Origin of the sequence: Exiguobacterium sp. s133 (genome assembly GCF_018618595.1) — a bacterium.
Taxonomy (GTDB): Bacteria; Bacillota; Bacilli; order Exiguobacteriales; family Exiguobacteriaceae; genus Exiguobacterium_A; species Exiguobacterium_A oxidotolerans.
In genome coordinates this window covers 94,717-119,297 of the sequence record NZ_JACSMK010000011.1, presented here as the reverse complement: position 1 = coordinate 119,297, position 24,581 = coordinate 94,717, and the positions used below count along the sequence as shown (strand labels likewise).

25 protein-coding genes and 1 tRNA gene are annotated in these 24,581 nt (G+C 46.5%); 17 read left to right on the top strand and 9 right to left on the bottom strand.

Annotated elements, in window-relative coordinates:
* The first annotated feature begins 276 nt into the window (after positions 1-276).
* The 15 genes from KNP96_RS13780 to KNP96_RS13710 all read left to right on the top strand — a co-directional run bounded on the left by KNP96_RS13780 (position 277) and on the right by KNP96_RS13710 (position 14,762).
* Entirely contained in the window at positions 277-801 is a 525-nt protein-coding gene (locus KNP96_RS13780; RefSeq protein WP_029330472.1) for a TraR/DksA C4-type zinc finger protein, read from the top strand.
* A gap of 203 nt (positions 802-1,004) precedes the next feature.
* On the top strand, positions 1,005-2,525 hold the full coding sequence (gene adh / locus KNP96_RS13775) for an aldehyde dehydrogenase (RefSeq protein ID WP_214771165.1): 1,521 nt from the start codon (positions 1,005-1,007) through the stop codon (positions 2,523-2,525).
* Between the two features lie 21 nt (positions 2,526-2,546).
* Positions 2,547-2,912: a DUF779 domain-containing protein gene (locus KNP96_RS13770; RefSeq protein ID WP_214771162.1), complete on the top strand. Its 366-nt coding sequence runs from the start codon at positions 2,547-2,549 to the stop codon at positions 2,910-2,912.
* A 164-nt stretch (positions 2,913-3,076) separates the two neighbouring features.
* Positions 3,077-3,433 (top strand): thioredoxin family protein, encoded by a 357-nt coding sequence (locus KNP96_RS13765; protein ID WP_214771160.1) that lies wholly within the window; start codon positions 3,077-3,079, stop codon positions 3,431-3,433.
* A gap of 30 nt (positions 3,434-3,463) precedes the next feature.
* Positions 3,464-4,480: a S66 family peptidase gene (locus KNP96_RS13760; protein ID WP_088837253.1), complete on the top strand. Its 1,017-nt coding sequence runs from the start codon at positions 3,464-3,466 to the stop codon at positions 4,478-4,480.
* An 11-nt stretch (positions 4,481-4,491) separates the two neighbouring features.
* The gene (locus tag KNP96_RS13755; RefSeq protein WP_088837252.1) at positions 4,492-4,833 is read left to right on the top strand and encodes a hypothetical protein; all 342 of its coding nucleotides are present in this window, start codon (positions 4,492-4,494) and stop codon (positions 4,831-4,833) included.
* A gap of 20 nt (positions 4,834-4,853) precedes the next feature.
* Positions 4,854-5,783 (top strand): alpha/beta hydrolase, encoded by a 930-nt coding sequence (locus KNP96_RS13750; RefSeq protein WP_214771158.1) that lies wholly within the window; start codon positions 4,854-4,856, stop codon positions 5,781-5,783.
* Between the two features lie 78 nt (positions 5,784-5,861).
* Positions 5,862-5,945, top strand: a tRNA-Leu gene (locus KNP96_RS13745).
* A 324-nt stretch (positions 5,946-6,269) separates the two neighbouring features.
* Complete coding sequence (locus tag KNP96_RS13740; RefSeq protein ID WP_088837250.1) at positions 6,270-7,037, top strand: transporter substrate-binding domain-containing protein; 768 nt, start codon at positions 6,270-6,272, stop codon at positions 7,035-7,037.
* Between the two features lie 39 nt (positions 7,038-7,076).
* Positions 7,077-7,721 (top strand): amino acid ABC transporter permease, encoded by a 645-nt coding sequence (locus tag KNP96_RS13735; protein ID WP_088837249.1) that lies wholly within the window; start codon positions 7,077-7,079, stop codon positions 7,719-7,721.
* Positions 7,718-8,446 carry an amino acid ABC transporter ATP-binding protein gene (locus KNP96_RS13730; RefSeq protein ID WP_029330448.1) on the top strand — a complete coding sequence of 243 codons (729 nt, stop codon included), beginning with the start codon at positions 7,718-7,720 and terminating at the stop codon, positions 8,444-8,446. The genes KNP96_RS13735 and KNP96_RS13730 overlap by 4 nt, the downstream gene beginning before the upstream one ends.
* Positions 8,447-8,794: 348 nt before the next feature.
* Positions 8,795-11,656, top strand: coding sequence for a 2-oxoglutarate dehydrogenase E1 component (locus tag KNP96_RS13725; protein WP_214771156.1), 2,862 nt, complete (start codon positions 8,795-8,797; stop codon positions 11,654-11,656).
* Between the two features lie 50 nt (positions 11,657-11,706).
* On the top strand, positions 11,707-12,966 hold the full coding sequence (gene odhB / locus KNP96_RS13720; protein ID WP_214771154.1) for a 2-oxoglutarate dehydrogenase complex dihydrolipoyllysine-residue succinyltransferase: 1,260 nt from the start codon (positions 11,707-11,709) through the stop codon (positions 12,964-12,966).
* 189 nt (positions 12,967-13,155) lie between these two features.
* Positions 13,156-14,058, top strand: coding sequence for a glycerophosphodiester phosphodiesterase (locus tag KNP96_RS13715; RefSeq protein WP_483297870.1), 903 nt, complete (start codon positions 13,156-13,158; stop codon positions 14,056-14,058).
* 257 nt (positions 14,059-14,315) lie between these two features.
* Positions 14,316-14,762, top strand: a complete 447-nt coding sequence (locus tag KNP96_RS13710; RefSeq protein ID WP_214771151.1) for an Rrf2 family transcriptional regulator — start codon at positions 14,316-14,318, stop codon at positions 14,760-14,762.
* An 85-nt stretch (positions 14,763-14,847) separates the two neighbouring features.
* On the opposite strand, the gene mnhG is transcribed toward KNP96_RS13710, so the two are convergent.
* From mnhG to KNP96_RS13675, 7 genes are read right to left on the bottom strand one after another with little or no spacing between them, the layout of a single operon-like run.
* On the bottom strand, positions 14,848-15,225 hold the full coding sequence (mnhG, locus tag KNP96_RS13705) for a monovalent cation/H(+) antiporter subunit G (RefSeq protein WP_088837244.1): 378 nt from the start codon (positions 15,223-15,225) through the stop codon (positions 14,848-14,850).
* Positions 15,209-15,484, bottom strand: coding sequence for a Na(+)/H(+) antiporter subunit F1 (locus KNP96_RS13700; protein ID WP_369834785.1), 276 nt, complete (start codon positions 15,482-15,484; stop codon positions 15,209-15,211). The genes mnhG and KNP96_RS13700 overlap by 17 nt, the downstream gene beginning before the upstream one ends.
* Positions 15,485-15,492: 8 nt before the next feature.
* Entirely contained in the window at positions 15,493-15,969 is a 477-nt protein-coding gene (locus tag KNP96_RS13695) for a Na+/H+ antiporter subunit E (RefSeq protein ID WP_088837242.1), read from the bottom strand.
* Between the two features lie 3 nt (positions 15,970-15,972).
* A complete protein-coding gene (locus KNP96_RS13690) occupies positions 15,973-17,457 on the bottom strand; it encodes a Na+/H+ antiporter subunit D (RefSeq protein WP_088837241.1) in 1,485 nt (494 codons plus the stop codon).
* On the bottom strand, positions 17,450-17,791 hold the full coding sequence (locus KNP96_RS13685) for a Na(+)/H(+) antiporter subunit C (protein ID WP_088837240.1): 342 nt from the start codon (positions 17,789-17,791) through the stop codon (positions 17,450-17,452). Before KNP96_RS13685 ends, KNP96_RS13690 begins: the two co-directional genes overlap by 8 nt.
* 3 nt (positions 17,792-17,794) lie before the next feature.
* Positions 17,795-18,235, bottom strand: a complete 441-nt coding sequence (locus KNP96_RS13680; RefSeq protein WP_200872396.1) for a Na(+)/H(+) antiporter subunit B — start codon at positions 18,233-18,235, stop codon at positions 17,795-17,797.
* Entirely contained in the window at positions 18,232-20,637 is a 2,406-nt protein-coding gene (locus KNP96_RS13675; protein WP_214771148.1) for a Na+/H+ antiporter subunit A, read from the bottom strand. Before KNP96_RS13675 ends, KNP96_RS13680 begins: the two co-directional genes overlap by 4 nt.
* 340 nt (positions 20,638-20,977) lie before the next feature.
* Between KNP96_RS13675 and KNP96_RS13670 the strand changes: the two genes are divergently transcribed.
* On the top strand, positions 20,978-21,250 hold the full coding sequence (locus tag KNP96_RS13670; protein WP_088837238.1) for a hypothetical protein: 273 nt from the start codon (positions 20,978-20,980) through the stop codon (positions 21,248-21,250).
* A gap of 54 nt (positions 21,251-21,304) precedes the next feature.
* Here KNP96_RS13670 and KNP96_RS13665 read toward each other — a convergent pair whose 3' ends face one another.
* Together KNP96_RS13665 and KNP96_RS13660 are read right to left on the bottom strand one after the other, a co-directional pair.
* Positions 21,305-21,598: a hypothetical protein gene (locus tag KNP96_RS13665; RefSeq protein WP_088837237.1), complete on the bottom strand. Its 294-nt coding sequence runs from the start codon at positions 21,596-21,598 to the stop codon at positions 21,305-21,307.
* A gap of 241 nt (positions 21,599-21,839) precedes the next feature.
* A complete protein-coding gene (locus tag KNP96_RS13660) occupies positions 21,840-22,553 on the bottom strand; it encodes a YebC/PmpR family DNA-binding transcriptional regulator (protein ID WP_029330405.1) in 714 nt (237 codons plus the stop codon).
* Between the two features lie 205 nt (positions 22,554-22,758).
* Here KNP96_RS13660 and KNP96_RS13655 point away from each other — a divergent pair, with 205 nt between their 5' ends.
* On the top strand, positions 22,759-24,540 hold the full coding sequence (locus KNP96_RS13655; RefSeq protein WP_214771182.1) for a glycoside hydrolase family 13 protein: 1,782 nt from the start codon (positions 22,759-22,761) through the stop codon (positions 24,538-24,540).
* The last annotated feature ends 41 nt before the right edge of the window (positions 24,541-24,581 follow it).

Sequence of the window (24,581 nt, the reverse complement as noted above, 5' to 3'; positions counted from 1 at the left end):
ACAGGAAGACGATTAGGGAGGAAAGAGAGAGCAAAAAAAGATGGGAGATCACATTCAAGTGACCTTCCATCTAGTTTGTCTACACGCTGTGACGTGTCTCAAGACACGTCTTGCTCGAAGGCGATTCATCTCCTACCTGCGCTGGGCTTCGCCCTGAGACGCTTAGAGGTGGGAGTATTCTCGCCTGATTTTGATAAACGGCAACTAAACGTTTAAGATACCTCTGATTCGGCTAAAACATAATTAGAGCAGAATAGAGAATTGGAGATGATGAACATGTTGTCAGCGAAACAAATCGAGGAATTCAAAGAACGTCTACTTAAGGAAAAAGATAAAACGGAATCGAACATCGAGAACCGTGAAACAGATTACGACGAAGGCGCACTTTCAAGTTATGATAATCATCCTGGAGATTCAGGTGACGAATTATTTTTACGGGAACGGGATCAAGCGATCACGGATTTAGAAACAGACATGTTATCTGACGTCGATCTTGCCCTAAAAGCAATCGAAGAAGGCACGTACGGAATCTGTAAGGTATGTGGAAAAGAAATCGAGCTAGAGCGTCTCGATATCATTCCTGAAACACTCTTATGCATTGATGATGCGAAAGAAGAAGCTGAAAAAAATAGCTTGAATGAGCAACAACGACCGGTCGAAGAGGATGTACTCGATCCATCTGTTACAGCGACGGGAAAAGATATTGATGGAGATACGGATGGCTTTAGTAAAGTCAGTGACTTCGGAAACTCAGACTCGCCGTCAGATAATGAAGATGGCATCGACACGACGCGTTCATAAGAGGTTGATTAAGAGATGCAAGACAGGGGGCGATAATCGTTTCCTGTCTTGCATTTTTCAATCAAAAAAGTTAACGGAAAATTTTGACTTTTCATACTTATTTGTTAGTATGTACATGAGGGGTTTTTTTACGGGGGACCAAAATGAAAGCGCATACAAAAACTTCTCGGGTTGACCATTTTATTTGAGGGAGGAAAACAGTCATGATTTACGAGATTCCAAACACACAAGGGTCAAAAGTACAGTACAGAGATCGTTATGAAAATTTCATCAACGGGAAATGGACGGCACCCGTCAATGGAGAATATTTTGATGACATCACACCGGTCACCGGGAAGGTATTATGCCAAGTCGCGCGTTCGACAAAAGAAGATATCGAATTAGCACTCGATGCCGCACACGCAGCCAAAGAGGCGTGGGGAAGAACATCGGTCGCGGAACGGTCGAACATCTTAAATAAAATCGCCAATCGGATGGAAGAAAATTTAGAACTTTTAGCCTACGCCGAGACGCTAGAAAACGGGAAAGCCGTCCGCGAGACGTTAAACGCAGATTTACCACTGGCGATTGATCATTTCCGTTATTTCGCCGGTGTCATCCGGGCGCAAGAAGGATCTGTCGGGGAACTTGATAACGATACCGTCGCCTATCATTTTCATGAGCCGCTCGGCGTCGTCGGTCAAATCATTCCGTGGAACTTCCCGATTCTGATGGCCGTCTGGAAACTAGCACCGGCATTAGCTGCCGGAAACTGTGTCGTCTTAAAACCGGCAGAACAGACACCGGCAAGTATTTTACTCTTGACTGAAATGATTGAAGACTTGCTCCCGGCAGGCGTCTTAAATATCGTCAACGGGTTTGGTTTAGAGGCAGGGAAACCACTTGCGTCGAGCAAACGGATTGCGAAAATCGCCTTCACGGGTGAAACGACGACAGGTCGCTTAATCATGCAGTATGCGTCACAAAACATTATTCCCGTTACACTTGAATTAGGTGGAAAATCTCCGAACATCTTCTTTGAAGATATTATGGACGCCGATGACGCCTTTTTCGATAAAGCAATCGAAGGGTTACTAATGTTTGCCTTGAATCAAGGGGAAGTCTGTACCTGTCCATCGCGGGCGTTGATTCAGGAGTCGATTTATGAACCGTTCATGGAGCGGGTACTTGAACGCGTCAAAGCAATCAAACTCGGAAATCCACTTGACGGCGACGTCATGATGGGTGCACAAGCATCGAATGAACAAATGGAAAAAATTCTATCTTATCTAGAAATCGGTAAATCAGAAGGCGCAGAATGCCTGATTGGTGGAGAACGCAATCAGATGGACGGCGATCTTGCTTACGGTTTCTACATCCAGCCGACGATCTTTAAAGGGCACAACAAGATGCGGATTTTCCAAGAAGAAATTTTTGGACCGGTTCTGTCCGTCACGACGTTCAAAACGGATGACGAAGCGCTTGAGATTGCGAACGATACGTTATATGGTCTCGGTGCCGGTGTATGGACGCGCGACATGAACCGTGCCTATCGCTTCGGACGGGCGATTGAAGCAGGACGTGTCTGGACGAATTGTTACCATCAGTACCCTGCCCATGCGGCATTCGGCGGTTACAAGATGTCCGGGATTGGTCGAGAAAATCATAAAATGATGCTCAATCATTACCAGCGGACGAAAAACCTTCTCGTCAGCTATAGCCCGAACAAACTCGGTTTCTTCTAAGCGAAGAAAGGAAGTGTCCGTATGGTCGAACGTGTCCTTGCTACAGCGGCGACGCTCGAGTTGATTGACAAGTTACGAGCAAAGCATGGACCCCTCATCTTTCATCAATCCGGGGGGTGTTGTGATGGCAGTTCACCGATGTGCTTTGCGGAAGGGGATTTATTTCTCGCAGATCACGATTTATTGATTGGGATAATTGGCGGCTGTCCATTTTATATTCATGAAGATCAGTATACGTATTGGAAACACACGCAACTCCTCATCGATGTTGTCGATGGGCGCGGTGGCATGTTTTCGCTTGAAGGGGTCGAAGGGAAACGTTTTCTGACCCGATCCCGTGCCTTTACGGATGAAGAGTACGCTACACTTCAGACTGACACTAGATGACCCCCTTTAAAACATCTGAAACTGCTTCGCGTGAGAGATGTCACCGAGGCAGTTTCAGATGTTTTTTCATTTGCTGTGTGAGGGGAACGCTAGCACGAAATTTGGTTTCTCTATGCGAAGAGCGGTATAATAAAAGCAACATTTTTTAAAAGGAGGTCTTGTTGATGGTTGAGTTTACACGATTGACGTCCATTGATGCCGTGCAGTCCTGGTATTCGGGTCCGAACGCTAGTTTTTTATACGTCTCAAGCCCGAATTGTTCCGTTTGTGAATCCTTGTTCCCACAAATCGAACCCATCATGTTGGAACACCCGGAAATTCGATCGGCGCGTGTCGATGTATCGGACGTTCCCGAAATTGCAGGAGCGTTATCCATTTTCACCGCCCCTGTCTTACTTTTGTTTTTAGACGGAAAAGAGATGCACCGCGAGGCACGAATCGTCCCAATCGAACGATTCCGTCAACGCGTGGAGCAGATTAGTGAATTTGTAAAAACAGAAATCATCGATTTGGAAAATTAATCGTTAATCTTTAACTGAAGGAGGAAGAAGATGAGGTATCCATTTTTCGGCTGGACAGGGCAAACGATTGGTATAACAGCATTATCTTCCGGCTTACCTGATGCGCTCCATCCTTTACTCGAAGAATCCAAGTTACGTTTAGAGGACCGGCAGATGGAGACGATGATTGGTGATACGGTTTGGACACAAAAGAAAGCACAGAGTACAACAGCAGCGGTTCGGGCATCTGAATTGATGCAGATGTTCCAAAACCCAGATATCGATGCGATCCTGCCGCCGTTTGGTGGCGAACGCGCCTTGGATGTATTACCGCATCTAGACTTTTATGAACTGCCGGTGAAATGGTTACTCGGATATTCAGATACGAGTACGGTCTTGTTCGCAATTACCGTAAAAACGGGGATTGCGACAGCACATGGTCCGAACGTGCTTGAGTTGAGAAGTGAAGAATGGGACGAGACGACAGCTGCTTGGCGTCGCGTGCTTGCAACACCGCGTGATGGTTCCGTGACCCAATGGATGTCGACAAGGTTTCAAACAGCCTGGAATCACGACGTCCGCCCTGAGCGCTTTATGTTCCATTTCGATCAACCGACGGAATGGAAAACCCTGAATCCATCCATCACTCAGGTAACGGGTCGACTTCTCGGAGGATGCCTCGAAACCGTCCGTCATTTAATCGGTACGCCTTATGGCGATGTCCGTGCATTTCAAGAACAACAACTCGAGGGTGAACCGATTCTTTGGTACTTCGAAGCCTGTGAAGCCAGCGCGACTGATCTTCACCGTTCCTTGATGCAGATGCATCTTGCCGGCTGGTTTGATAACGCAACTGGTATTTTGTTTGGTCGAACAAGCGCAGGGCAGGCAATCGAAGACTATGCATTACTGGATGTCTACCAAATGATTGCAACAGAGACAGGACTGCCGATTTTTTATGATTTCGACATCGGTCATCAGCCGCCCCAATTGACACTCGTCAATGGTGCGACGGCAACAGTGACGCTTCAAGGAAAAGATTCACGGCTTGATATGACATTCAACTAAGGAGATTTCATATGGCGACACGACATTTTCAATCGCTTGGTGCATATAAGCGAATCTATATCAATCCGGAAACACGCCGGATGACGTTACCAGAACCTTTTTATGATGCACTCGGACTGACGGATGAAGTAATGATTGCGCAAGTCGGACAAGTCCTCGTCATGCGCAATCCAGACGAGATGGTCGAGATGGAGACCGAATTATTATCGCAAATCGTTGAAGAAGGATTTGCGGGGCAAGAGCTCATTCGCGAATTCGCTTACCGGAAGGCGCAGCATGAACAACGGTTGCGCCAGCACATATTACAAGATGATCATCCAGAGTCGTCAGCTCAACTAGAAATCGAACTATAACAACAAGGAGTGAGGACCGGATGCGAACAGGTACAAAAATTGGTTTAGGCGTGATTGGTTCAGGGATGCTTGCAGCAAGCTATTACTTTTACGAAATGGCGATCGCAACGAATCCGAAACCCTTCTTGACGAACAACCGTGATTTAAGTGACGAGATGGTCCGATTGATGCAACCGGGTCAGACATGGATTAAGGAACAACCGTTAGAACTCGTCGCGACGCAAGCAGATGATGGATTGACGCTTCGCGCACATTACTTACCGCCACTCGTTGCGTCCGATCGAGTCGTCATTCTCGTACATGGTTACGGTGGTGTCGGAACAGACTTAGCAGGATTCGCCTATCTGTATCATCAAGCGGGTTTTCATGTGTTGATGCCGGACAATCGTGGTCACGGAAAAAGTGACGGAAATTACATCGGTTTCGGGTGGCATGACCGGCAAGACTGTCTGCGCTGGATCGACTATTTAATCGGATGTGTTGGTACGGATTCTTCCATCTTTTTACATGGTGTATCGATGGGGGGCGCGACGGTTTTGATGACGAGTGGAGAAACATTACCTGCTCAAGTCAAAGGCATTATCTCCGACTGTGCTTATACATCAGTCAACGCAGTCCTCGCCTATCAGATGAAACGGATGTATCGTTTGCCGCACTTTCCGTTCCTTGCGATGACGAGTTTATTGACGAAATTAAAGGCTGGTTACTTCTTCAGTGAAGCTTCCGCATTAAAACAAGTCAAAAAGGCGGCGGTACCGATCTTATTCATTCATGGGGATGCAGATACGTTCGTTCCGACATCGATGGTCTATGAACTGTATGATGCTTGCCAAACGAAGAAGGAACTCGTCGTCATTCCGAATGCGGCACATGCAATGGCTTATTTTGAGGCACCCGATCGATACGATGAAGTCGTCGAGGCGTTCGTTCGGCGCGTAATGTCAGCATGACAAATGAAAGTGTATGAAGTGGAAGGAATGGATTGACAAAAATCAGTCCATTTCGTATTCTACAATCATATAAGCTATGTCGTCGTGGCGGAATCGGTAGACGCGCTAGACTCAGAATCTAGTGGTGGCAACACTGTGGAGGTTCAAGTCCTCTCGGCGGCATTTCCATAAGTTGAAGACCTGTTAGTAGGTCACAGACTGTAGACAAACTAGATGGAAGGTCACTTGCATGTGATTTTCTATCTTTTTTTGTTCTCTCTTTCCTTCCTAAGCGTCTTCCTGTGGCAAACATCGCGCCGCTACAGCGAAGCTGCAGGGTCGCTCCTGTTTGCTTTCCACTAGAAAGCGATTAGATCGAAAATCGCGACTTTTTTAGTTTTCTTTCAGATAATTCAGTTTTTTTACCAAAACATGTTTCAAAGGGACCATTATTAAGGAAAATATCCTAATAGAGGGCCGTGCCTTCAAAAGAAGGGGGTAAAAAGGATGAATAAACGTTTTTCTATCTTATTTTTATTGATGGGATGTCTGTTCGTATTAAGTGCGTGTAGCATCGGTTCAAATGATGATTCATCGTCAGAGGACAAAACGTACAAAGTCGGGATCGACGTCACCTATCCACCATTCGAGTACAAGGACGGGGATACGTACAAAGGAATCGATATCGATTTGATTCAAGCGATTGCAGACGACCAAAACTTCAAGATTGAATTTGAAGCGATGGACTTTAGCGGAATCATTCCTGCTCTGCAGGCGGATCAACTCGACATCGCGATTGCCGGGATGAGTATCACACCGGAACGTGAAAAAGTCGTTACCTTCTCTGACCCGTACTTTGAAGCCGGACTGATTCTTGTCGTCAAAGACAACAATGATGACATCAAGTCGGTTGATGATTTAAAAGGGGAACGCGTGGCAGTTAAAAAAGGGACGACGGGGGCAAAGTATGCAACGGATAACGCGGATAAGCTAGGCATTAAAGTTACACAATTCAATGATAGTCCAGCGATGTTCCAGGAAGTCAAAAATGGGAATGCAGCAGCCTTGATTGAAGACTATCCAGTCATCTCGTATGCCAACAAACAACAAAACCTTGGTCTGAAACTCGTGGGAGATCGTTTAAATGGTGATAATTACGGGATTGCCGTCCTTAAAGGGGAAAACGAAGACTTGATGAAAAAAATCAATACAGGTTTAGCGAATTTAAAAGACAGTGGCGAGTACGACGAAATCGTTGATCGTTATTTAAAATAATCACCCGATTGAGTGAATGATGAGGGAGTTGAGCTGCTGATGGAAGTAGCAAAAGCTGCATTTCCGTTTTTCTTAGATGGGTTACAAGTTACCTTATATATCTTTATCATCGCCGTCATCGCAGGATTCTTGATTGGTCTCATCGTTGCCTTGATGCGCTTGTCTCCATTAAAACTTTTAAATGGGATCGCAATCGTTTATATCGATGTGATCCGTGGGACACCGTTCATCGTTCAACTGTTCTTCATTTATTTTGGTTTGAACTCACTCGAATGGTTATCGATGGACCGGATGTACGCGGGGATTTTGACGGTCGCGATCAATGCAGGGGCCTATTTTGCAGAAATCATCCGGGCCGGCATCCAGTCGATTGACAAAGGTCAAACCGAAGCCGCACGATCGCTCGGGATGACGGGCCGTCAAACGATGGTCCAAATCATTTTACCGCAAGCTTTTCGGAGAATGTTGCCGACCATTACGAACCAATCGATCATTAGTTTAAAGGATACTTCGTTGCTCTCGATTATCGGCATCGCCGATTTGACGCAACAAGGACAAGTCCAGCAAGCGACGACGTTTGAACCGTTCATCGTCTGGTCCGTCGTCGGCTTAATGTATTTCGTCATCATCTATCTGCTGTCGATGTTAGCGAAATTCTTGGAACGGAGGTTTACGCTACGATGAGTATCATTCAAGTAGATAACTTAAAAAAGTCATTCGGAAAAAATGAAGTCCTAAAGGATATCTCCGTTGAAGTAGAAGAGAAAGAAGTAGTTTGCGTCATTGGTCCATCTGGTTCTGGGAAAAGTACGTTTCTTCGTTGTCTGAATCGTCTGGAAGACATTACAGGTGGGACAGTCATCATCGATAAGCACAATATTACGGACCCGAAAGTCGACATCAATAAAGTCCGAGAAGAAGTTGGGATGGTCTTTCAGCACTTTAATCTCTTTCCGCATAAGACGGTTTTAGATAATGTTATGCTCGCACCGATTAAAGTCCGTAAAACGGAAAAGGGACAAGCAAAGGAACGTGCGCTTGCATTACTTGATAAGGTAGGGCTCCGCGAAAAAGCGGACAACTATCCTGGAGAACTTTCAGGCGGACAGAAACAACGGGTCGCGATTGCCCGTGCACTCGCGATGAATCCGAAAATCATGTTGTTCGACGAACCGACATCGGCACTTGATCCGGAGATGGTCGGGGATGTCCTTGAAGTCATGAAACAATTGGCAATCGAAGGGATGACAATGATTGTCGTGACACATGAAATGGGCTTCGCCCGTGAGGTCGGAGATCGCGTACTCTTTATGGACGGCGGCTATATCGTCGAAGAAAATGTTCCGAGTGAACTGTTTGATTCTCCGCAACATGAACGGACCCAATCGTTTTTAAGTAAAGTGTTGTAAACGAGGACGCCGGTGCCTGAAAGATAGGCATGGGCGTTTCTTTTCGTGTGCAGAAATGACACTACCGTGAAAGAAATGTTTGTATCATAAATCACTGATGCTGACATCATAAGAAAAACTTATACATTTAGCACAGAGAAATTGGGAATTCGAAACGCACTGAGGCTTAAGAAGTAGTAAGATAATAACTAAGGCAAACACTTTGGTATAAACGCCTTCAGTCGTGGTCATCCATCTTAATTCATAGAGGAAGTGCCACTGTCGATTTTTTATGCCACTATATTTGAAAGCGCTAACAGGTAGAGAGTTGGGAACGGGCTGTGTTGAGCAGCTCAAAGGGTGAAATGAATGAAACGGGGGGAACCGTACATGGCAAGCCGGGAACAGGAGAAACAAGCATTTTATGGACCGAACCTTGGGTACATCATCGAGATGTACGAACGATTTTTAGAAGATGCTTCTTCGATTGACGAAGAGACGCGTGCTTATTTTGAAACACACGGTGCTCCGGTCACAGAAACTGTCACACCAGTGCACGTAGAAACAGGGGATTTCGAAAAATATTTAGCCGCGCATCGTCTCGCAGAACGTATTCGGGCGAAGGGTCACCTTGCGGCAGATATTTATCCGTTGAAAGATCATCCGCGTGAGAACGAATTGCTTGAATTAGAGCAGTTCGGATTAACGGAGGCAGATTTACGGACGATGCCGGTCTCACTCGTTTGTCCAGATCCACCTGCAGGTCTTTCGGACGCATTCGAAGCAATCGAGCACTTAAAAGCGCAATACACGGGAGCGGCGGCAGTCGAACTCCAACACGTTGATGATTTAGACGAAAAGAAATGGTTACGTCAAAAAGTCGAACAAGGCGCATTGACGGCGAAACTGACGAATGACCAAAAGAAACAACTTTTCAAACGACTAGCTGAAACGGAGTTGTTCGAGAAGTTTCTTCATAAAACATATGTCGGACAAAAACGTTTTTCAATCGAAGGACTCGACGCGATGGTTCCATTGCTTGATACGATTATCGGTCACTTGATTGCGAACGGTTCAGAAACGATCAATATCGGGATGGCTCACCGTGGACGCTTGAACGTGCTCGCTCACGTGCTCGGGAAACCGTACGAAATGATTTTCGCAGAGTTCCAGCACGCGCCAAATCATGACCTTGTCCCGTCAGAAGGATCAATCGGAATTACGTATGGTTGGACAGGCGATGTTAAGTATCACCTCGGGCTCAATCGCAAAATGGAACAACAATCGACGAACGTCCGCGTGACACTTGCGAACAACCCGTCACACCTCGAGTTCGTCGATCCTGTCGTCGAAGGGTTCACGCGGGCGGCGCAAGACGATCGCTCCAGCAAGGGGATGCCGACGCAAAGTCAAAATAAAGCAGCCGCGATTTTAATTCATGGTGATGCTGCCTTTCCTGGTCAAGGAATTGTCGCAGAGACCTTGAACATGACGAACTTGAAGGGGTACAACACGGGCGGTACAATTCATATCATCGCCAACAATACGATTGGCTTCACGACAGAGCCAACCGATTCACGGTCGACACGTTATTCGAGTGACTTAGCGAAAGGTTATGAGATTCCGATCTTCCACGTCAATGCGGATCAGCCGGAAAGCTGTTTAGCAGTCGCGCTCTTAGCAAGCGAATACCGTGCGAAGTTCAACAAGGATGTCTTGATTGATTTGATCGGATATCGCCGGTTTGGTCACAATGAGATGGATGAGCCGATGAATACGAACCCGGTCCTGTATGAGTTGATCCATAACCATGACACAGCGCGTGTCCTTTATGCAAAAGATCTTGTCGAACGCGGGGAAGTATCGCAAGAGGAAGTCAAAACGATCGAAGCTGAGATTAGTGATGTGATGAAAGCGGCGCGCGAAAAAGTACCAAACGTCGAAAAAGAATACGGGGGCATCATGCCGGATGTCGTATTCAAAGGGGTTCCGTCGATTGAGACGGGGGTCGAGAAGGACAAATTGATTCATTACAATGACCAGCTACTCGCATGGCCGAGTGGGTTCACGGTCTTCCATAAGCTTGAAAAAGTTTTAAAACGGCGAACGGATGCTTTAACGACGCACAAGGGAATTGACTGGGGACATGCAGAAACGCTTGCCTTTGCTTCAATCCTGTCAGATGGCACACCAATCCGTCTCAGCGGTCAAGATTCTGAACGGGGAACGTTTGCACAACGTAACATTAACTTGAATGACGTGAAAACAGGGAAATCGTTCTCACCGATGCACGAGTTAGAATCAGCGCAAGCATCATTCGCCGTCTATAACAGTCCGTTATCGGAAGCTGGCGTACTCGGGTTTGAATATGGATATAACGTCTTTGCGCCAGAGACACTTGTTTTGTGGGAAGCGCAATACGGTGACTTTGCAAACTCAGGGCAAGTCATCTTTGACCAATTCATCGCCGCAAGTCGCGCGAAGTGGGGTCAAACATCAGGTCTTGTCATGCTCTTGCCACACGGGTACGAAGGGCAAGGTCCAGAACACTCAAGTGGTCGCTTGGAACGTTTCCTGACATTGTCCGGTGAAAAGAACTGGACCGTCGCAAACGTCACGAGTGCAGCGCAGTACTTCCACTTGTTGCGTCGTCAAGCCGCTATTCTCGGCAAAGACGAAGTTCGTCCGCTCGTCGTGATGACGCCGAAAAGTTTACTTCGTCATCCGCTTGCGACATCTGACTTGTCGGAATTGACGTCGGGTTCGTTCAAGCGAATCGTCGAACAAGAGGGGTTAGGTCAATCACCGGAACGCGTCGAACGTCTTGTGTTCGCAACGGGTAAAGTTGCGATTGATTTAGCGGATGCACTCGCGAAGTCGGACGAGTCATATGACTGGCTGCATATCGTCCGCGTCGAGGAAATCTATCCGTTCCCGGCGAAACAGTTGAAAGAGTTAGTCGCGCGTTATCCGAATGTGACAGAAGTCGTATGGGTCCAAGAAGAACCGAAAAACATGGGCGCGTGGTCTTATATCGAACCACGTCTTGAGTCCGTCGCACCAAACGGGATCACCCAAGTGCGTTACATCGGTCGCAGACGCCGGTCGAGTACAGCTGAAGGAGATCCGACCGGTCACAAAGTCGAACAAGCGCGTATCATTCATGATGCGTTGACTCGGACAGCAGCACGGACGGAGAACGAACAACAAACATCGAATACGAACGCGTAACGAAAGCGATTTAGCAGAGATTGAACCATAGTCATAGGGGGACAAAAACGATGGAAATCAAAGTACCAGAACTTGCCGAATCAATTACAGAGGGGACGGTCGCTTCATGGTTGAAACAACCGGGCGATCACGTAGAAAAAGGGGAAGCAATCGTTGAGCTGGAAACGGACAAAGTAAACATCGAAGTACCGTCAGACGAAGCGGGAACATTATCAGAAGTGATGGCAGCAGAAGGGGATACAGTGCGTGTCGGGGAAACAATCGCCGTCATCACGGTTGGTGGAGAAGCGGAAGCACCTAAACAAGCAGAAGCGCCAAAAGCAGAACCGAAACAAGAAGAAGCCAAGCAACCTGAAAAAGAACAACCGGTCGCAGTCGCAGCAACTGAAAAAACGTCAGCGGCTGATCGTCCGATCGCTTCTCCGGCGGCTCGGAAATTGGCACGGGAAAAAGGAATCGATCTCGCACAAGTAGCGACGCAAGACCCACTCGGTCGGATTCGTGTTCAAGATGTCGCGACGTTCGAAGTTTCACCTCGTGAGCAAGCACCTGTTCAGGAAAAACAAGCAACACCAGCACCGAAAGCACCAGCACAAGCAGCTCCAGGTAAACCGGAAGAGCGGATTAAAATGTCACGTCGTCGTAAGACGATTGCCAACCGTCTCGTCGAAGTGCAACAGACGGCAGCGATGTTGACGACATTCAACGAAATCGATATGTCGGCCGTAATGGCATTACGGAAACGACGCCAAGAAAAATTCGTCAAAGATAACGACGTCAAACTTGGTTTCATGTCCTTCTTTACGAAAGCAGCCGTCGCAGCACTGAAAAAAATGCCGTACTTGAATGCTGAAATCCAAGGCGACGAAATCGTCCTTAAGAAATTCTATGATATCGGCATTGCCGTGTCTGCTCCAGACGGACTCGTCGTGCCGGTCGTTCGTGACGCGGATAAAAAGAATTTTGGTGAGATTGAAAAAGATATCATCAGTCTGGCTGTTAAGGCACGCGATAACAAATTAGGGCTGTCTGACTTAACGGGTGGGACGTTTACGATCACGAATGGTGGGACATTCGGTTCATTGATGTCGACACCAATTTTGAATGGTCCTCAAGTTGCGATTCTCGGAATGCATGCGATTAACTTGCGCCCTGTCGCAATCGATGCAGAACGGATGGCCAACCGCCCGATGATGTATGTCGCACTTTCATACGATCACCGGATCGTGGACGGAAAAGAAGCCGTGACGTTCTTGAAACACATCAAAGATTTACTTGAAGATCCAGAATCATTGATTTTTGAAGCGTAATCAACGTTACATGTGCGGCGTTCTCCTTTAAATAGGGAGGACGCCTTTTTGTTTGCTTGGGAAAAGGATGACATCAGTAGTTGCGTATTTGTCATCGTTTCTAAAAGCTTCTTCATCCGAACTACATGTTTCCTTCACAGTCATAGCGTAAGATTCAGTCTGTAAGTTACTTTTAAGGGGGAATCCAACATGATGAAACAGATTGGCGTTACCGTACTTACAGGAGCAATCGTTGCAACAAATTTCGGGAGCATCGATGCTTCGGCACATCAACAGAAACACGGGTTACTCGATCAGAATCGAGTCGTCAACATCGCCCACCGCGGTGCTTCTGGATACGCACCTGAACATACGATGACGGCGTACCAACTGAGTCATAAAAAGTTGAAAGCCGACTACATCGAAATCGATTTACAGATGACGAAGGATGGTAAGCTGATTGCGATGCACGATGAGACGGTCGACCGGACGACAAACGGAACAGGTGCCGTCAAAGATAAGACGTTAGCAGAAATCAAGCGACTTGATGCAGGAAGCTGGTTCAATACAGCGAACCCTGAATATGCGAAGGACGAATATAAGGGACTGCAAGTTCCGACTCTCGATGAGATTTTTGATACGTATGGCAAACATGCGAACTATTATATTGAAACAAAATCTCCTGAAGTCTACCTGGGAATGGAAGAAAAATTATTGAAAACGTTACAACGTCATGGTCTATCAAGTGATCACGTCAAACCGGGGCAAGTTATGATTCAATCATTCAGTCAAGAAAGTTTGTTGAAAGTCAAGCAGCTGGATGCACGTCTTCCGCTCGTTCAATTGATGGACGCGGCGACGGTCAAAGCGATGACGCCTGAGGCACTCGACGAGCTACAGACGTACGCAGTCGGACTCGGACCGTCCTTTAAAGGATTGACGCGGGAAAATACAGCGATGATCCGCGAGCGTGGGTTATTGCTCCACCCCTATACAGTCAACGAAAAAGTCGACATGGAGCGGATGCTTGACTTCGGTGTAACCGGAGTCTTCACAAACTATGCCGATCGATTTAATGAAGTGTTGCACGCCCTGAATAAAAGAAATAAATGAATACCAGAAAAATCAGTTGTCTCCCGTTATGGAAGGAGATAGCTGATTTTTTTATTGTTCATAAAAAAACGATCCAAGAGCGATGTGCTTACGTATGCTTGTATGAAAAACTGTTAATTCGCCGAAACGCGTGAGGATGAAAAAAATTTAAATCGGACATTTGATTTTCAGATTCTATCTAAAAAATGGTACGCTAGGCATAGAGAATTCGGATGAATTAAAACTTTTTAAGACGCTTGAGCGAAAGGACGGGTTGGATGCGCATCACACAATATACGGATTATGGATTACGGGTCCTGATTTATCTCGGTGTTCATCGAGATAAAGTTACGCCGATGCCGATGATCGCGAGCCATTATGGAATTTCAGCGAATCATTTGATGAAAGTCACGCAACAGTTGACGAAACTCGGGTACGTTGAATCGACGCGTGGACGGACAGGTGGATTACGATTGATAAAGGATCCGGCAAATATCAATATCGGACAAGTCGTACGTGAGATGGAACCGATGGAAATCGTTAAATGTTTTTCTAAAGAAGGCCGATGCATCATTGAGCCGAATTGTCATTTAAAAGGGATTCTTGGACGCGCTTTACGTGCGTTTCTTAAAGAACTCGAACAACACTCACTAGCAGAACTCGTTGAAAATAAAGAGGAGTTAACCTTTTTATTTGCATCAGAAACGACATCCGTTCAATCGTAAATACGTGACGACGTTCACGAAAAAGGACATCATCTCCCGTAAAAAATCGGAGGATGATGTCCTTTTTGCGTTGAATTAACAAGAATTAGTTATCTCGGTTGATGCGTTTTTTCGGCATGACATGTTCTTTGTTTTTCGAGAGGTCATCTTGAACAGATCCTTTCCATAAGGGAACATCACTGTAGTAGGCAGCACGGGCGATTAAATGACTTCCGATCGGTGCAGTCGTCAGAACGAACAGAATACCTAAAAATGTTCGTGATGAAAAGAGTCCTTCTTCTGTCACGAAGAAAATGATGACGCTGATCAAAATACTCATGACGCCGAGTGTGGCGCTCTTAGAGGCTGCGTGTGCGCGTGTATAGATATCGGGTAGACGAATCAGCCCGAGAGCCGCGACGATGCTGAAAAAGGCTCCAATTAAAGCAAAGGCGACTACGAAGATTTCATTTATTGCGATCACGTTCGATGATCTCTCCTTTCTCAATGAATTTCGAGAAGGCGACAGTCCCGATGAAAGCTAAAATACCGATTAACAAGATGACTTCTAAATAGTCACTTGTCCGTAAGAGAACGGATACTAAACCGACGATGGAGATTAAACTGATGCCGATTGAATCAAGTGCGATGACGCGATCAGCAATCGAGGGTCCTTTGATGACGCGGTAAAACAAACCGAGCATGGAAATGAAAACGCCTCCGAGTGCGATATAGATCAGCATTTCAAACATTATCGACTCACCTCCAGAATCGCTTTTTCAAAACTATTCCGGATGGCAGCGACAGCTTCATCCGCTTCTGGCATATGAAGCGCGTGGATATACAGTGTTTTATTATCATCTGAGATATCGACGACGAGTGTTCCGGGTGTCAACGTAATCAACATAGAAAGTAACGTAATCTCCCAGTTTTTCTTTAACGTCGTCTCGTACGCAAAGATACCGGGCTGAATATCGAGTCGCGGTTTTAAGATGACGGCCAGAACTTCGATATTCGCAACGACCAATTCGTAAAGAAACCGAATCGAGAGGCGAACTAGAGCGATGACCGGACCGAGATAAAACCGGCTACTGAAACCACGACGCATCGCGAACATCGCAATCAACCCGAGTAGATAACCGACGATGAATGACGAAGTCGTGAAGGAGTTCGATAGAAACATCCATAAGATGGCTAAAAAAGCATTGAGCATTAATTGAAATGGCATCGATTAGCCCTCCTTCAGTACAGCTTGAATATAAAGTGATGGATCGACGAGCGGATCAACGGCTTGGGTGATGAATGGACGAACGGCTTCTGCCCCGACCCCATACGCGACGGTAATCATTACTAAAAGAATTGATGGAGCGAGCAATTGTTTGACGAGATGACGTCGTGAACCCGTATACGTCTTCGGTGTACCCCAAAATCCGCGAATGAAGATTTGCATGACGGAATAGAGGACAAGCAAACTTGACGCAAGGACGATGAACGGTCCGACGAGGTCACCGGCTTCAATCCCGCCACGGACGATCAGTAGTTTACCGATGAACCCGCTGAACGGCGGGATACCAGCCAAGGACAAGGCAGCGATGAAATACGTCCAGCCAAGCAACGGATAAGCCTTAATCATTCCACCCATGCTTTTAAGACGGCTCGAGCCCGCAATTCCGACCATGATACCGACGAGCAAGAAGAGAGCTGCTTTGATTAACATATCATGTAACAGGTAGAAGACGGCTCCTTCGAGCGACTGACGAGTCATGACGGAAACGCCGTAAAGAATGACGCCGACGGCAACGATGATGTTGTAGATTAAGATTTGTTTCGCATCTTTTGTCGCGAGGGCGCCGATGACACCGATGATGATTGTCGCCAGTGCCAATCCCCCAAGAAGCGAGTGGATGATCCCGATTTCGTTCGAAAAGAACAAACTATACGTCCGCAAGATGCCATAGACACCGACTTTCGTCAAGAGAGCACCGAACAAGGCGAGGACGGGTGTCGGTGGCACTTGATACGAGCCAGGTAACCAAAAATAAAGCGGGAAAATCGCTCCTTTTAAGCCGAAGACGACTAAAAATAAAATCGCGATGACACTCAAGATTCCGGGCTGATTGATTTCAGAAATCTTTTGCGAGATATCTGCCATATTGAGCGTGCCGATGATGCCGTATAAAAAAGCGACCGTCATGACGAACAAAGCAGATGAAATGACATTGACCAACAGATACTTCAACGACTCGCGTAACTGCGCCGGTTTACCACCGAGCACAATCAAGACATACGATGAAATCAAGAAGACTTCAAAGAAGACGAACATGTTAAAAATATCACCGGTCGTAAAGGCGCCATTGACACCGACGAGCAAAAACTGAACGGCGATGTAGTAATAAAAACGTTGATGTTGCTCCGACAGATACGTCATCGAATACCAAATGACGAAGAAAACGAGCACGCTCGTCGTCAAAACGAGTAATGCGGATAACATATCTGAAACGAGTGTGATGCCGAACGGTGCCGGCCAACTGCCGAGTGTGACCGTCAAAATCCCGTTTGCCTTGACTTGAGAGACGAGGTAAAGCGAGACACCAATCGTCAACAGCGTCGACAAGAAGGACACGATACGTTGCATCCACAGACGTTTCGTGAAAAACATCAACAAGACACCAGTCAGCAGTGGAATTAAAATCGGTAATAGCGGTAAATTAATCATTCGTATCGGTTCCTTTCATTTCCTCGATATTATCGGTCCCAAGCTCTTGATACGCTCGGTAGGCAAGAACGAGGAAAAATGCTGTTACCCCGAAACTAATGACGATTGCGGTCAAGACAAGCGCTTGCGGGAGTGGGTCGGTATATTTCGTCACTCCGTCTTCAAGGACGGGCGCAGCACCAGTCTTCAGTCCACCCATCGTCATGACGATTAAGTGGGCAGCGTGACTGAGCAAGCCGGTTCCGATGATGATGCGTAAAATACTTTTTGAAAGAATGAGATAGACGGCACACATCGTCAAGATGCCTGCAGCTATCGCCATGATAATCTCCATCTGTTAATCACTCTCCCCAATCGTTTGAATGATCGTCATCGTGACGCCGACGACGACGAAGTAGACACCTAGGTCAAATAACATGGCCGTATGCAAAGACGTTTTTCCGAACAATGGTAAATCAAAGTACCCATGGGCGTGGGTGAAGAACGGTACATTAAACAGTAAGGCACCGGACGCCGTCAAAACAGCGATCAACATCCCGACGGCTGTCACCATCTTGTAGTCGAACGGCAGGATTTGCCGAAGCGTCTTGATGTCGAAGGCAAGCAAAATCAACACGAGAGCAGACGCAGTGACTAGTCCACCGATGAATCCGCCACCTGGCGTATAATGTCCAGCGAAGAACAAGTAGACGGCAAACAAGAAAATAATGAAGGTGATGAACGTCGTCGCCGACTCTAGAATGACGTCATTCGTATTCTTTTTCATTGGTTTTTTCATTTGTCGATGCCTCCTGTCTTTCTGAAGTGAATCATCGCGTAGATGCCAAGACCAGCAATGGCAAGCACGCTGATTTCGAACAGTGTATCAAAACCACGGAAATCAACGAGGATGACGTTGACCATGTTTCCGCCAGCCGCCAATTCATACACGTTATCAATATAGTACTTAGCAATTGAGGCAAACGAGCGTTGGCTGAGTGATGACAAGGCAACGAGTGTCACGCTGAGACCGACCAATACTGAAATCGCAGCATTTCCAAGTTTAAATTTAATTCGTTCTTCTTTACGACTGATTTCCGGCATGTGATAGAACACTAGCAGGAACAGTGCGACAGAAACTGTCTCGATGACGAGTTGCGTCAAAGCGAGATCCGGTGCCCGGAACAAGACGAAGAACAAAGCGACCGAATAACCGGCGACTCCGAGCAAAATGATTGATGTCAAACGCGACCGAGCGAACGTGATCGAAAGCGCACTGCTGACGAGGACGAGCACTAAGATGATTTCGTAAGCGGAAATCGAGCTTAAGGGATCGACGTCGAAGGCGAAGGCATCGAAGAAAAACAGGCTCGATAACACAAGGAGGACAATGAATCCGAAAATATAAACGAGATAAGACCGCATGTATCCGGTCATGACCGCATCGTGAATCGCCGTCGAAACTTTTTCACCGCGGCGTAACAAGCCATCATATTGATGGTTCAGCGAGAAACTTTTCGGCATCCGGTTATAGAGTGACTGCCATTTCGGGAAGGTCTTGAACAAGATGAACCCGACCGTAATGATGATGACGGTGAAGAGAAGTTCAAGATTCAATCCGTGCCAAAGCTTAATGTGGACATCAATTTCACCACCAGCAGCTAGGACCTGCGGTAAGATCGCTTCGGCCGCCGGACGGATGATCGTTTCCGACAACATATTCGGGAAAAGACCGATCAAGATGACGAGTGAAGCCAAAATGATAGGTGAGATCAACATCCCGATTGGTGCTTCGTGTGGTTTTTTTGGTAACTGATCGTGCTGTTTTGGTCCAAGGAACGTCCGGTAGACGATCAGTAAACTATAAACAAACGTAAAGATACTTCCGACGACGGCGAAAAGTGGGAATAAGAAGCCGAACGTTTCCAAGTGGAATAAGCCGGATTCAGATACTTCGTTGACTCCAGTCAAGAACATCTCTTTACTTAGGAAACCGTTGAATGGTGGGACACCTGCCATCGACAATGTTCCAATCATCGCAATTGTAAACGTGACCGGCATCAATTGTGATAGACCACCGAGCTTACGTAAATCGCGTGTTCCGGTTTCGTGGTCAACGATTCCTGCCATCATGAACAAGCTTCCTTTAAAGGTTGCGTGATTAATCAAGTGGAAGACGGCCGCGACGGTCGCGATCGTATATAAACTGTCAGGCAATGCCTCGACCTGCAAGGCGGCGGCTCCTAAACCGAGGAGCGACATGATGAGACCGAGTTGAGAAATCGTCGAGTACGCTAATATTGCTTTTAAATCGACTTGTTTGACAGCGTTGAGAGATCCCCAGAATAGCGTGAACATTCCGACGCCAGAGACAAGATAGAACCAAAGTGGCGTCTCGGCAAAGATCGGACTCATCCGAGCGACGAGATAAAGACCGGCTTTGACCATCGTTGCCGAGTGGAGGTAAGCACTGACCGGTGTCGGCGCTTCCATCGCATCCGGTAACCAAATATGAAACGGGAATTGAGCCGATTTCGTAAAGGCTGCCAATAAAAAGAGGACGAGTGCAACAAGAAACATCGGATCATTACTGTACGTACCGAGTGTACTGAATGACTCGCGGATACTAAAGGAGCCGGATAGTAACGAAAGAATCGAGATTCCACCGAGCATTGAAAGTCCACCAAAGACGGTGATCAACATTGATTTTTGAGCACCATAGCGGGAACGTTCCCGTTCATACCAATACCCGATCAACAGGAATGAAGAAATCGAAGTCATCTCCCAAAACATGTACATGACGATCATGTTGTCGGAGAGGACGATTCCGAGCATCGCCGTCATGAAAAGAAGCAAGTAGACATAAAAATTATGCAGCGCCTCTTTTTTTGCATCAAGATAATAGACGGAATAGAGAACGACGAGCGTCCCGATTCCTGTGATCAACAGGGCGAACAATAGTCCGAGACCATCGATGTAAGCGACGAAGTTGATTCCGAGTGACGGGATCCACTGCATCGATTGCGTGACAGTCTCCCCAGCCATCGTCTGACTGATGTATTGACTAAAGTAAAGAACGAGCGAAAGAGGGACGAGCAAGACGAACCATCCCGTATGCACGGAGCGAAACTGTTTGTACAAGAATGGGATGAAGGTACTAGCAAGTAATGGCAACAAGATGGCCAAATGAAGCAATGACACAAGATTCCCTCCTTTGAAATGAACCGAGTAAATGAAAGAAGGACTTCGTACGCAAGCGTTTGTTCTGCTTGGGACTTGTCCTCTCAGCCATATTCATTCGATTTTATGATTGAGCACCTGTTAAAAGTATAGCGTACATTTGCCGTCTCTGCATGACTAGAACCCTCATGAAGCAAAGGAGACCAGTGTTTTTAGATTGAAATATTAAATATGTAGAAACACGGGTGAAAAGGATTGAAAAAAATTTTTAGCCTTGGTTAGAAAGTGATTAATCTGCAATCATTGAGGGAACATTATTCAAGTAAGATCATTTACTATGGAAAGCAGGGGGAACCAAATCATGAATACTACATTAAAGCGCAGTCTGTTTGTAGGTAGCTTAGCCGCAGTGTCTGTTTTCGGAATCAAGCAATATAAACGTTCATGCGCGAAACAAAATCAAAGCATCAGTGATTCAGCTGAGCTCGATCGTCGTCCGAGTGTCGATCAAGGTCAAGATGAATCGGAAGTTGGCTTAACACAACTCGATTCTATCCAAAAAGCAGAGTGGCAAGCGAATGGTTTCCCGCAAACACATGCGGAACGTGAGCGTCTAGAAAACGAAGAAGTGTAAAAAAACAGCGCGTCCTGTAATGGGAGGCGCTGTTGACATGTATTAGAAAACCACTTAAGCACTCGTACTTTCGAGGGCTTGAATTCGTTCGCTATGGGCAGTATAGGATGAAAGATGTTCGAACTGATGTAACGTCAGTGTCGTCATCCGGCGTTGACCGGTGCTTGATTCGAGGAGTAAATACGCCTCGTTTTGATCTTCACCACCACCGTCGAAACGGATGTGAGCAGTAATTAGGCGACCATCGTTCGTCTGCATATAAATATCGTAACCACCAAAGTCGACCCGATTAAAGCGAGTAGCCTCGTTGACGATGTGTTTAAAAGTTTCAATGACTGCATATGACATGATTATTCCTCCTTCTTCTCTTACAAAACAAACGGGCTATTCCAAAGATTAACCGTTCCGATTAATAATTTTCCCATTAAATTGAAGAACTAAACATAAAAAAAGAATCTTTTTTTTGCTTGTCATGAAACGCGTTTCATATATGTATTTTGTAAATAAGGTAGCGCGTAATTGGAAGGATAGTTAAACCAAGCGTCAGCTAAAAAAGGAAAAAGCAGCCAAAAGGCTGCTTTTTTATCGTTTAAAGTTCAACGTTATGATAGACCTGTTGCACATCTTCTAAATCTTCGAGTGCATCGACCATTTTTTCGAATTGCTGCACATCTTCTTCAGATAAAGCGACTTCGTTTTGAGCGAGCATAACGAGCTCGGCAACTGAAAATTCCGTCACACCGGCATTTTTTAATGTTTCCTGGACCGTGTGGAACTGATCGGGTTCCGCGTAGATGATAACGGCTTCCTCTTCTTCTAGGATGTCACGGACGTCGATATCCGCTTCCATCATCAATTCAAGAACATCATCCGCCGATTTTCCTTCAAAAGCAAAAATGGCAGTCGCGTCAAACATATAGGCAACGGAACCACTGACACCCATGTTGCCTCCATTTTTCCCAAAGGCAGCCCGCACGTCTGAGGCCGTCCGGTTGACGTTGTTCGTTAATGTCTCGACGATGACCATCGAGCCGCTTGGTCCGAATCCTTCATAACGGAGAACATCGAAGTTCTCTTCCGCGCCGCCTTTTGCTTTTTCAATCGCCCGATCGACGATTGCCCGTGGCACGTTATACGTCTTCGCACGCTCGAGAACAACTTTAAGTGCTTGGTTTGATTCAGGATCCGGTTCACCTTGTTTCGCAGCGACATAAATTTCACGACCGAATTTCGCATAAATCCGGCTGGTGTTTTTGTCTTTCGATGCCTTTTTTTCTTTAATGTTATTCCATTTACGACCCATCAGAATCCACTCTCTCTTTCACATGACTTCGATTTTAGTTGGAAACCAGACGGCTTCCTCTGCGTTATCAGTATACATCAAAAACAGGGAAATACTGAATCAAAATGGTGAGGGAATAGCTGACTTTTTGCGGAAAACGTTTATAAGAGGTACGAAGTCGGGAACAGGAATTAAATCTATAGCTATTCTGAAGGGGTGACGGATCATTAATAAGCAGGCAGTTTTTCACCGGGCGATGTCGCCATATGTCTACAAGTACGATCAAGAAACAGTCCATATCAGGTTGACGACAGCAAAAGGGGATGTCGACCGTATCCGACTGATTCATGGCGATCCATACGAATGGGATGCAGAACGAGAAGAAGATCGGGACTGGAACTTTGATCCGGATAAAGAAAAGTTTTGGAAAACGCAACAAACACCGATGATTCGGACAGGTGCTGACGCGACGCACGACTATTGGTTCGTCGCCATAAAACCGAGTCGAAGACGTGTCCGTTATGGATTCGAGTTGTCGACTGCTGAGGAAACGGCAATCTACACGGAACGGGGATGGTACGACGAGATTCCGCTTGACCACCCCGGTTATTATTTTGCCGTTCCGTACATCAATGCAGTCGACGTATTCGATGCACCGGCATGGGTCAAAGAGACGGTCTGGTATCAAATTTTCCCTGATCGGTTTGCGAATGGAGACGTTACGAACGACCGACAAGGAACGGTCCCGTGGGCGTCGGAAGCACCGGCTTACGAGAATCACTTTGGTGGCGATTTTCAAGGTGTGATTGACAACATCGGTTATTTGAAAAACTTGGGGATCAACGGGATTTATTTCTGTCCGGTTTTCGCTGCACCCTCCAATCATAAGTACGACACGCTTGACTACTTGAAACTCGATCCTGCATTCGGGACGGAAGAGAAGTTTCGTGAGATGGTCGAATTGTTACATGCGAACGGGATTCGCGTATTACTCGACGCCGTCTTTAATCATGTCAGTGTCGACCACCCGACGTTCCAAGATGTCATCAAGCGGGGGGCTGATTCAGAATATGCCGATTGGTTCATGATTGATTCGTTTCCGATCGAGATGGACCCGCCGAACTATGAAGTATTTGCTTTTGAAGCCAACATGCCGAAGTTGAACACGGCGAATGCAGATGTCAAAGCCTATCTGTTGAAAGTCGGACGATACTGGGTCGAAGAGTTTGGAATTGACGGCTGGCGGCTCGATGTCGCGAGTGAAGTCGATCATGCCTTTTGGCGTGACTTCAGAAAAGAAGTACGTATGGCAAATCCGGAAGCCTATATCGTTGGAGAATGCTGGACGGATTCGCAAGAGTGGTTGTTTGGAGATCAATTTGATGCCGTCATGAACTACGGACTGACGGAAGCGTTCTTGACCTTCTTTGCGACGCGAGAAACGACAGCCTCTGAATTTAGTGATGCCGTCGTCCGGAACTTGAACGGAAACGCGATGAACGTCAACGAGGTGATGTTTAACTTAGTTGGCTCTCACGACACACCACGTGCATTGACACGAGCGGGTGGCGATAAGGAACGGATGCGACTGCTGTTATTATCGCTCTTAACCTTCACGGGAAGTCCTGTCATCTATTATGGTGATGAAATCGGTATGACCGGTGGGCAGGATCCGGCAAACCGGAAATGTATGGAGTGGGATCAAGAAAAACAAGACACAGAACTGCTTAGCTACGTAACGGAATTGATTGCGTTACGAAAAGCCCATCCGGCGCTCGCGAATGAAGCATCGTATGTCTTTGAGCAAATCGATGACGAAAAAAATCAGTTCGTTATCCGGCGCTCCTCACCACATGGGGACTATCTCATCCTCATCAACAATGGGGAGAAAGAAGCGCGGTTCGAATTTTCAGGACGTGCAGTCAACTTACTGGACGGAACAGAGTGGGCTGGTGAAATCAACGTAGGGCCAATCCATGGGACGATCTTACAAATAAAGAATGGATAAGAAAAAGGATTGGCGCAATTTTTGCGCCAATCCTTTTATAT

Coding starts and splice junctions, on each gene's coding strand:
- adh (WP_214771165.1), top strand. CDS start 1,005: ATGATTTACGAGATTCCAAACACACAAGGGTCAAAAGTACAGTACAGA.
- KNP96_RS13700 (WP_369834785.1), bottom strand. CDS start 15,484: ATGCTGATCTATATCGCACTCGGAGGCGTTTTCATTTCCATGCTCGGT.
- KNP96_RS13710 (WP_214771151.1), top strand. CDS start 14,316: ATGCGCATCACACAATATACGGATTATGGATTACGGGTCCTGATTTAT.
- KNP96_RS13730 (WP_029330448.1), top strand. CDS start 7,718: ATGAGTATCATTCAAGTAGATAACTTAAAAAAGTCATTCGGAAAAAAT.
- KNP96_RS13740 (WP_088837250.1), top strand. CDS start 6,270: ATGAATAAACGTTTTTCTATCTTATTTTTATTGATGGGATGTCTGTTC.
- KNP96_RS13780 (WP_029330472.1), top strand. CDS start 277: ATGTTGTCAGCGAAACAAATCGAGGAATTCAAAGAACGTCTACTTAAG.
- KNP96_RS13665 (WP_088837237.1), bottom strand. CDS start 21,598: ATGTCATATGCAGTCATTGAAACTTTTAAACACATCGTCAACGAGGCT.
- KNP96_RS13685 (WP_088837240.1), bottom strand. CDS start 17,791: ATGGAGATTATCATGGCGATAGCTGCAGGCATCTTGACGATGTGTGCC.
- KNP96_RS13765 (WP_214771160.1), top strand. CDS start 3,077: ATGGTTGAGTTTACACGATTGACGTCCATTGATGCCGTGCAGTCCTGG.
- KNP96_RS13735 (WP_088837249.1), top strand. CDS start 7,077: ATGGAAGTAGCAAAAGCTGCATTTCCGTTTTTCTTAGATGGGTTACAA.
- KNP96_RS13760 (WP_088837253.1), top strand. CDS start 3,464: ATGAGGTATCCATTTTTCGGCTGGACAGGGCAAACGATTGGTATAACA.
- KNP96_RS13770 (WP_214771162.1), top strand. CDS start 2,547: ATGGTCGAACGTGTCCTTGCTACAGCGGCGACGCTCGAGTTGATTGAC.
- KNP96_RS13670 (WP_088837238.1), top strand. CDS start 20,978: ATGAATACTACATTAAAGCGCAGTCTGTTTGTAGGTAGCTTAGCCGCA.
- KNP96_RS13690 (WP_088837241.1), bottom strand. CDS start 17,457: ATGATTAATTTACCGCTATTACCGATTTTAATTCCACTGCTGACTGGT.
- KNP96_RS13725 (WP_214771156.1), top strand. CDS start 8,795: ATGAAACGGGGGGAACCGTACATGGCAAGCCGGGAACAGGAGAAACAA.
- KNP96_RS13660 (WP_029330405.1), bottom strand. CDS start 22,553: ATGGGTCGTAAATGGAATAACATTAAAGAAAAAAAGGCATCGAAAGAC.
- KNP96_RS13680 (WP_200872396.1), bottom strand. CDS start 18,235: ATGAAAAAACCAATGAAAAAGAATACGAATGACGTCATTCTAGAGTCG.
- KNP96_RS13715 (WP_483297870.1), top strand. CDS start 13,156: ATGATGAAACAGATTGGCGTTACCGTACTTACAGGAGCAATCGTTGCA.
- KNP96_RS13695 (WP_088837242.1), bottom strand. CDS start 15,969: ATGCCATTTCAATTAATGCTCAATGCTTTTTTAGCCATCTTATGGATG.
- KNP96_RS13755 (WP_088837252.1), top strand. CDS start 4,492: ATGGCGACACGACATTTTCAATCGCTTGGTGCATATAAGCGAATCTAT.
- KNP96_RS13750 (WP_214771158.1), top strand. CDS start 4,854: ATGCGAACAGGTACAAAAATTGGTTTAGGCGTGATTGGTTCAGGGATG.
- odhB (WP_214771154.1), top strand. CDS start 11,707: ATGGAAATCAAAGTACCAGAACTTGCCGAATCAATTACAGAGGGGACG.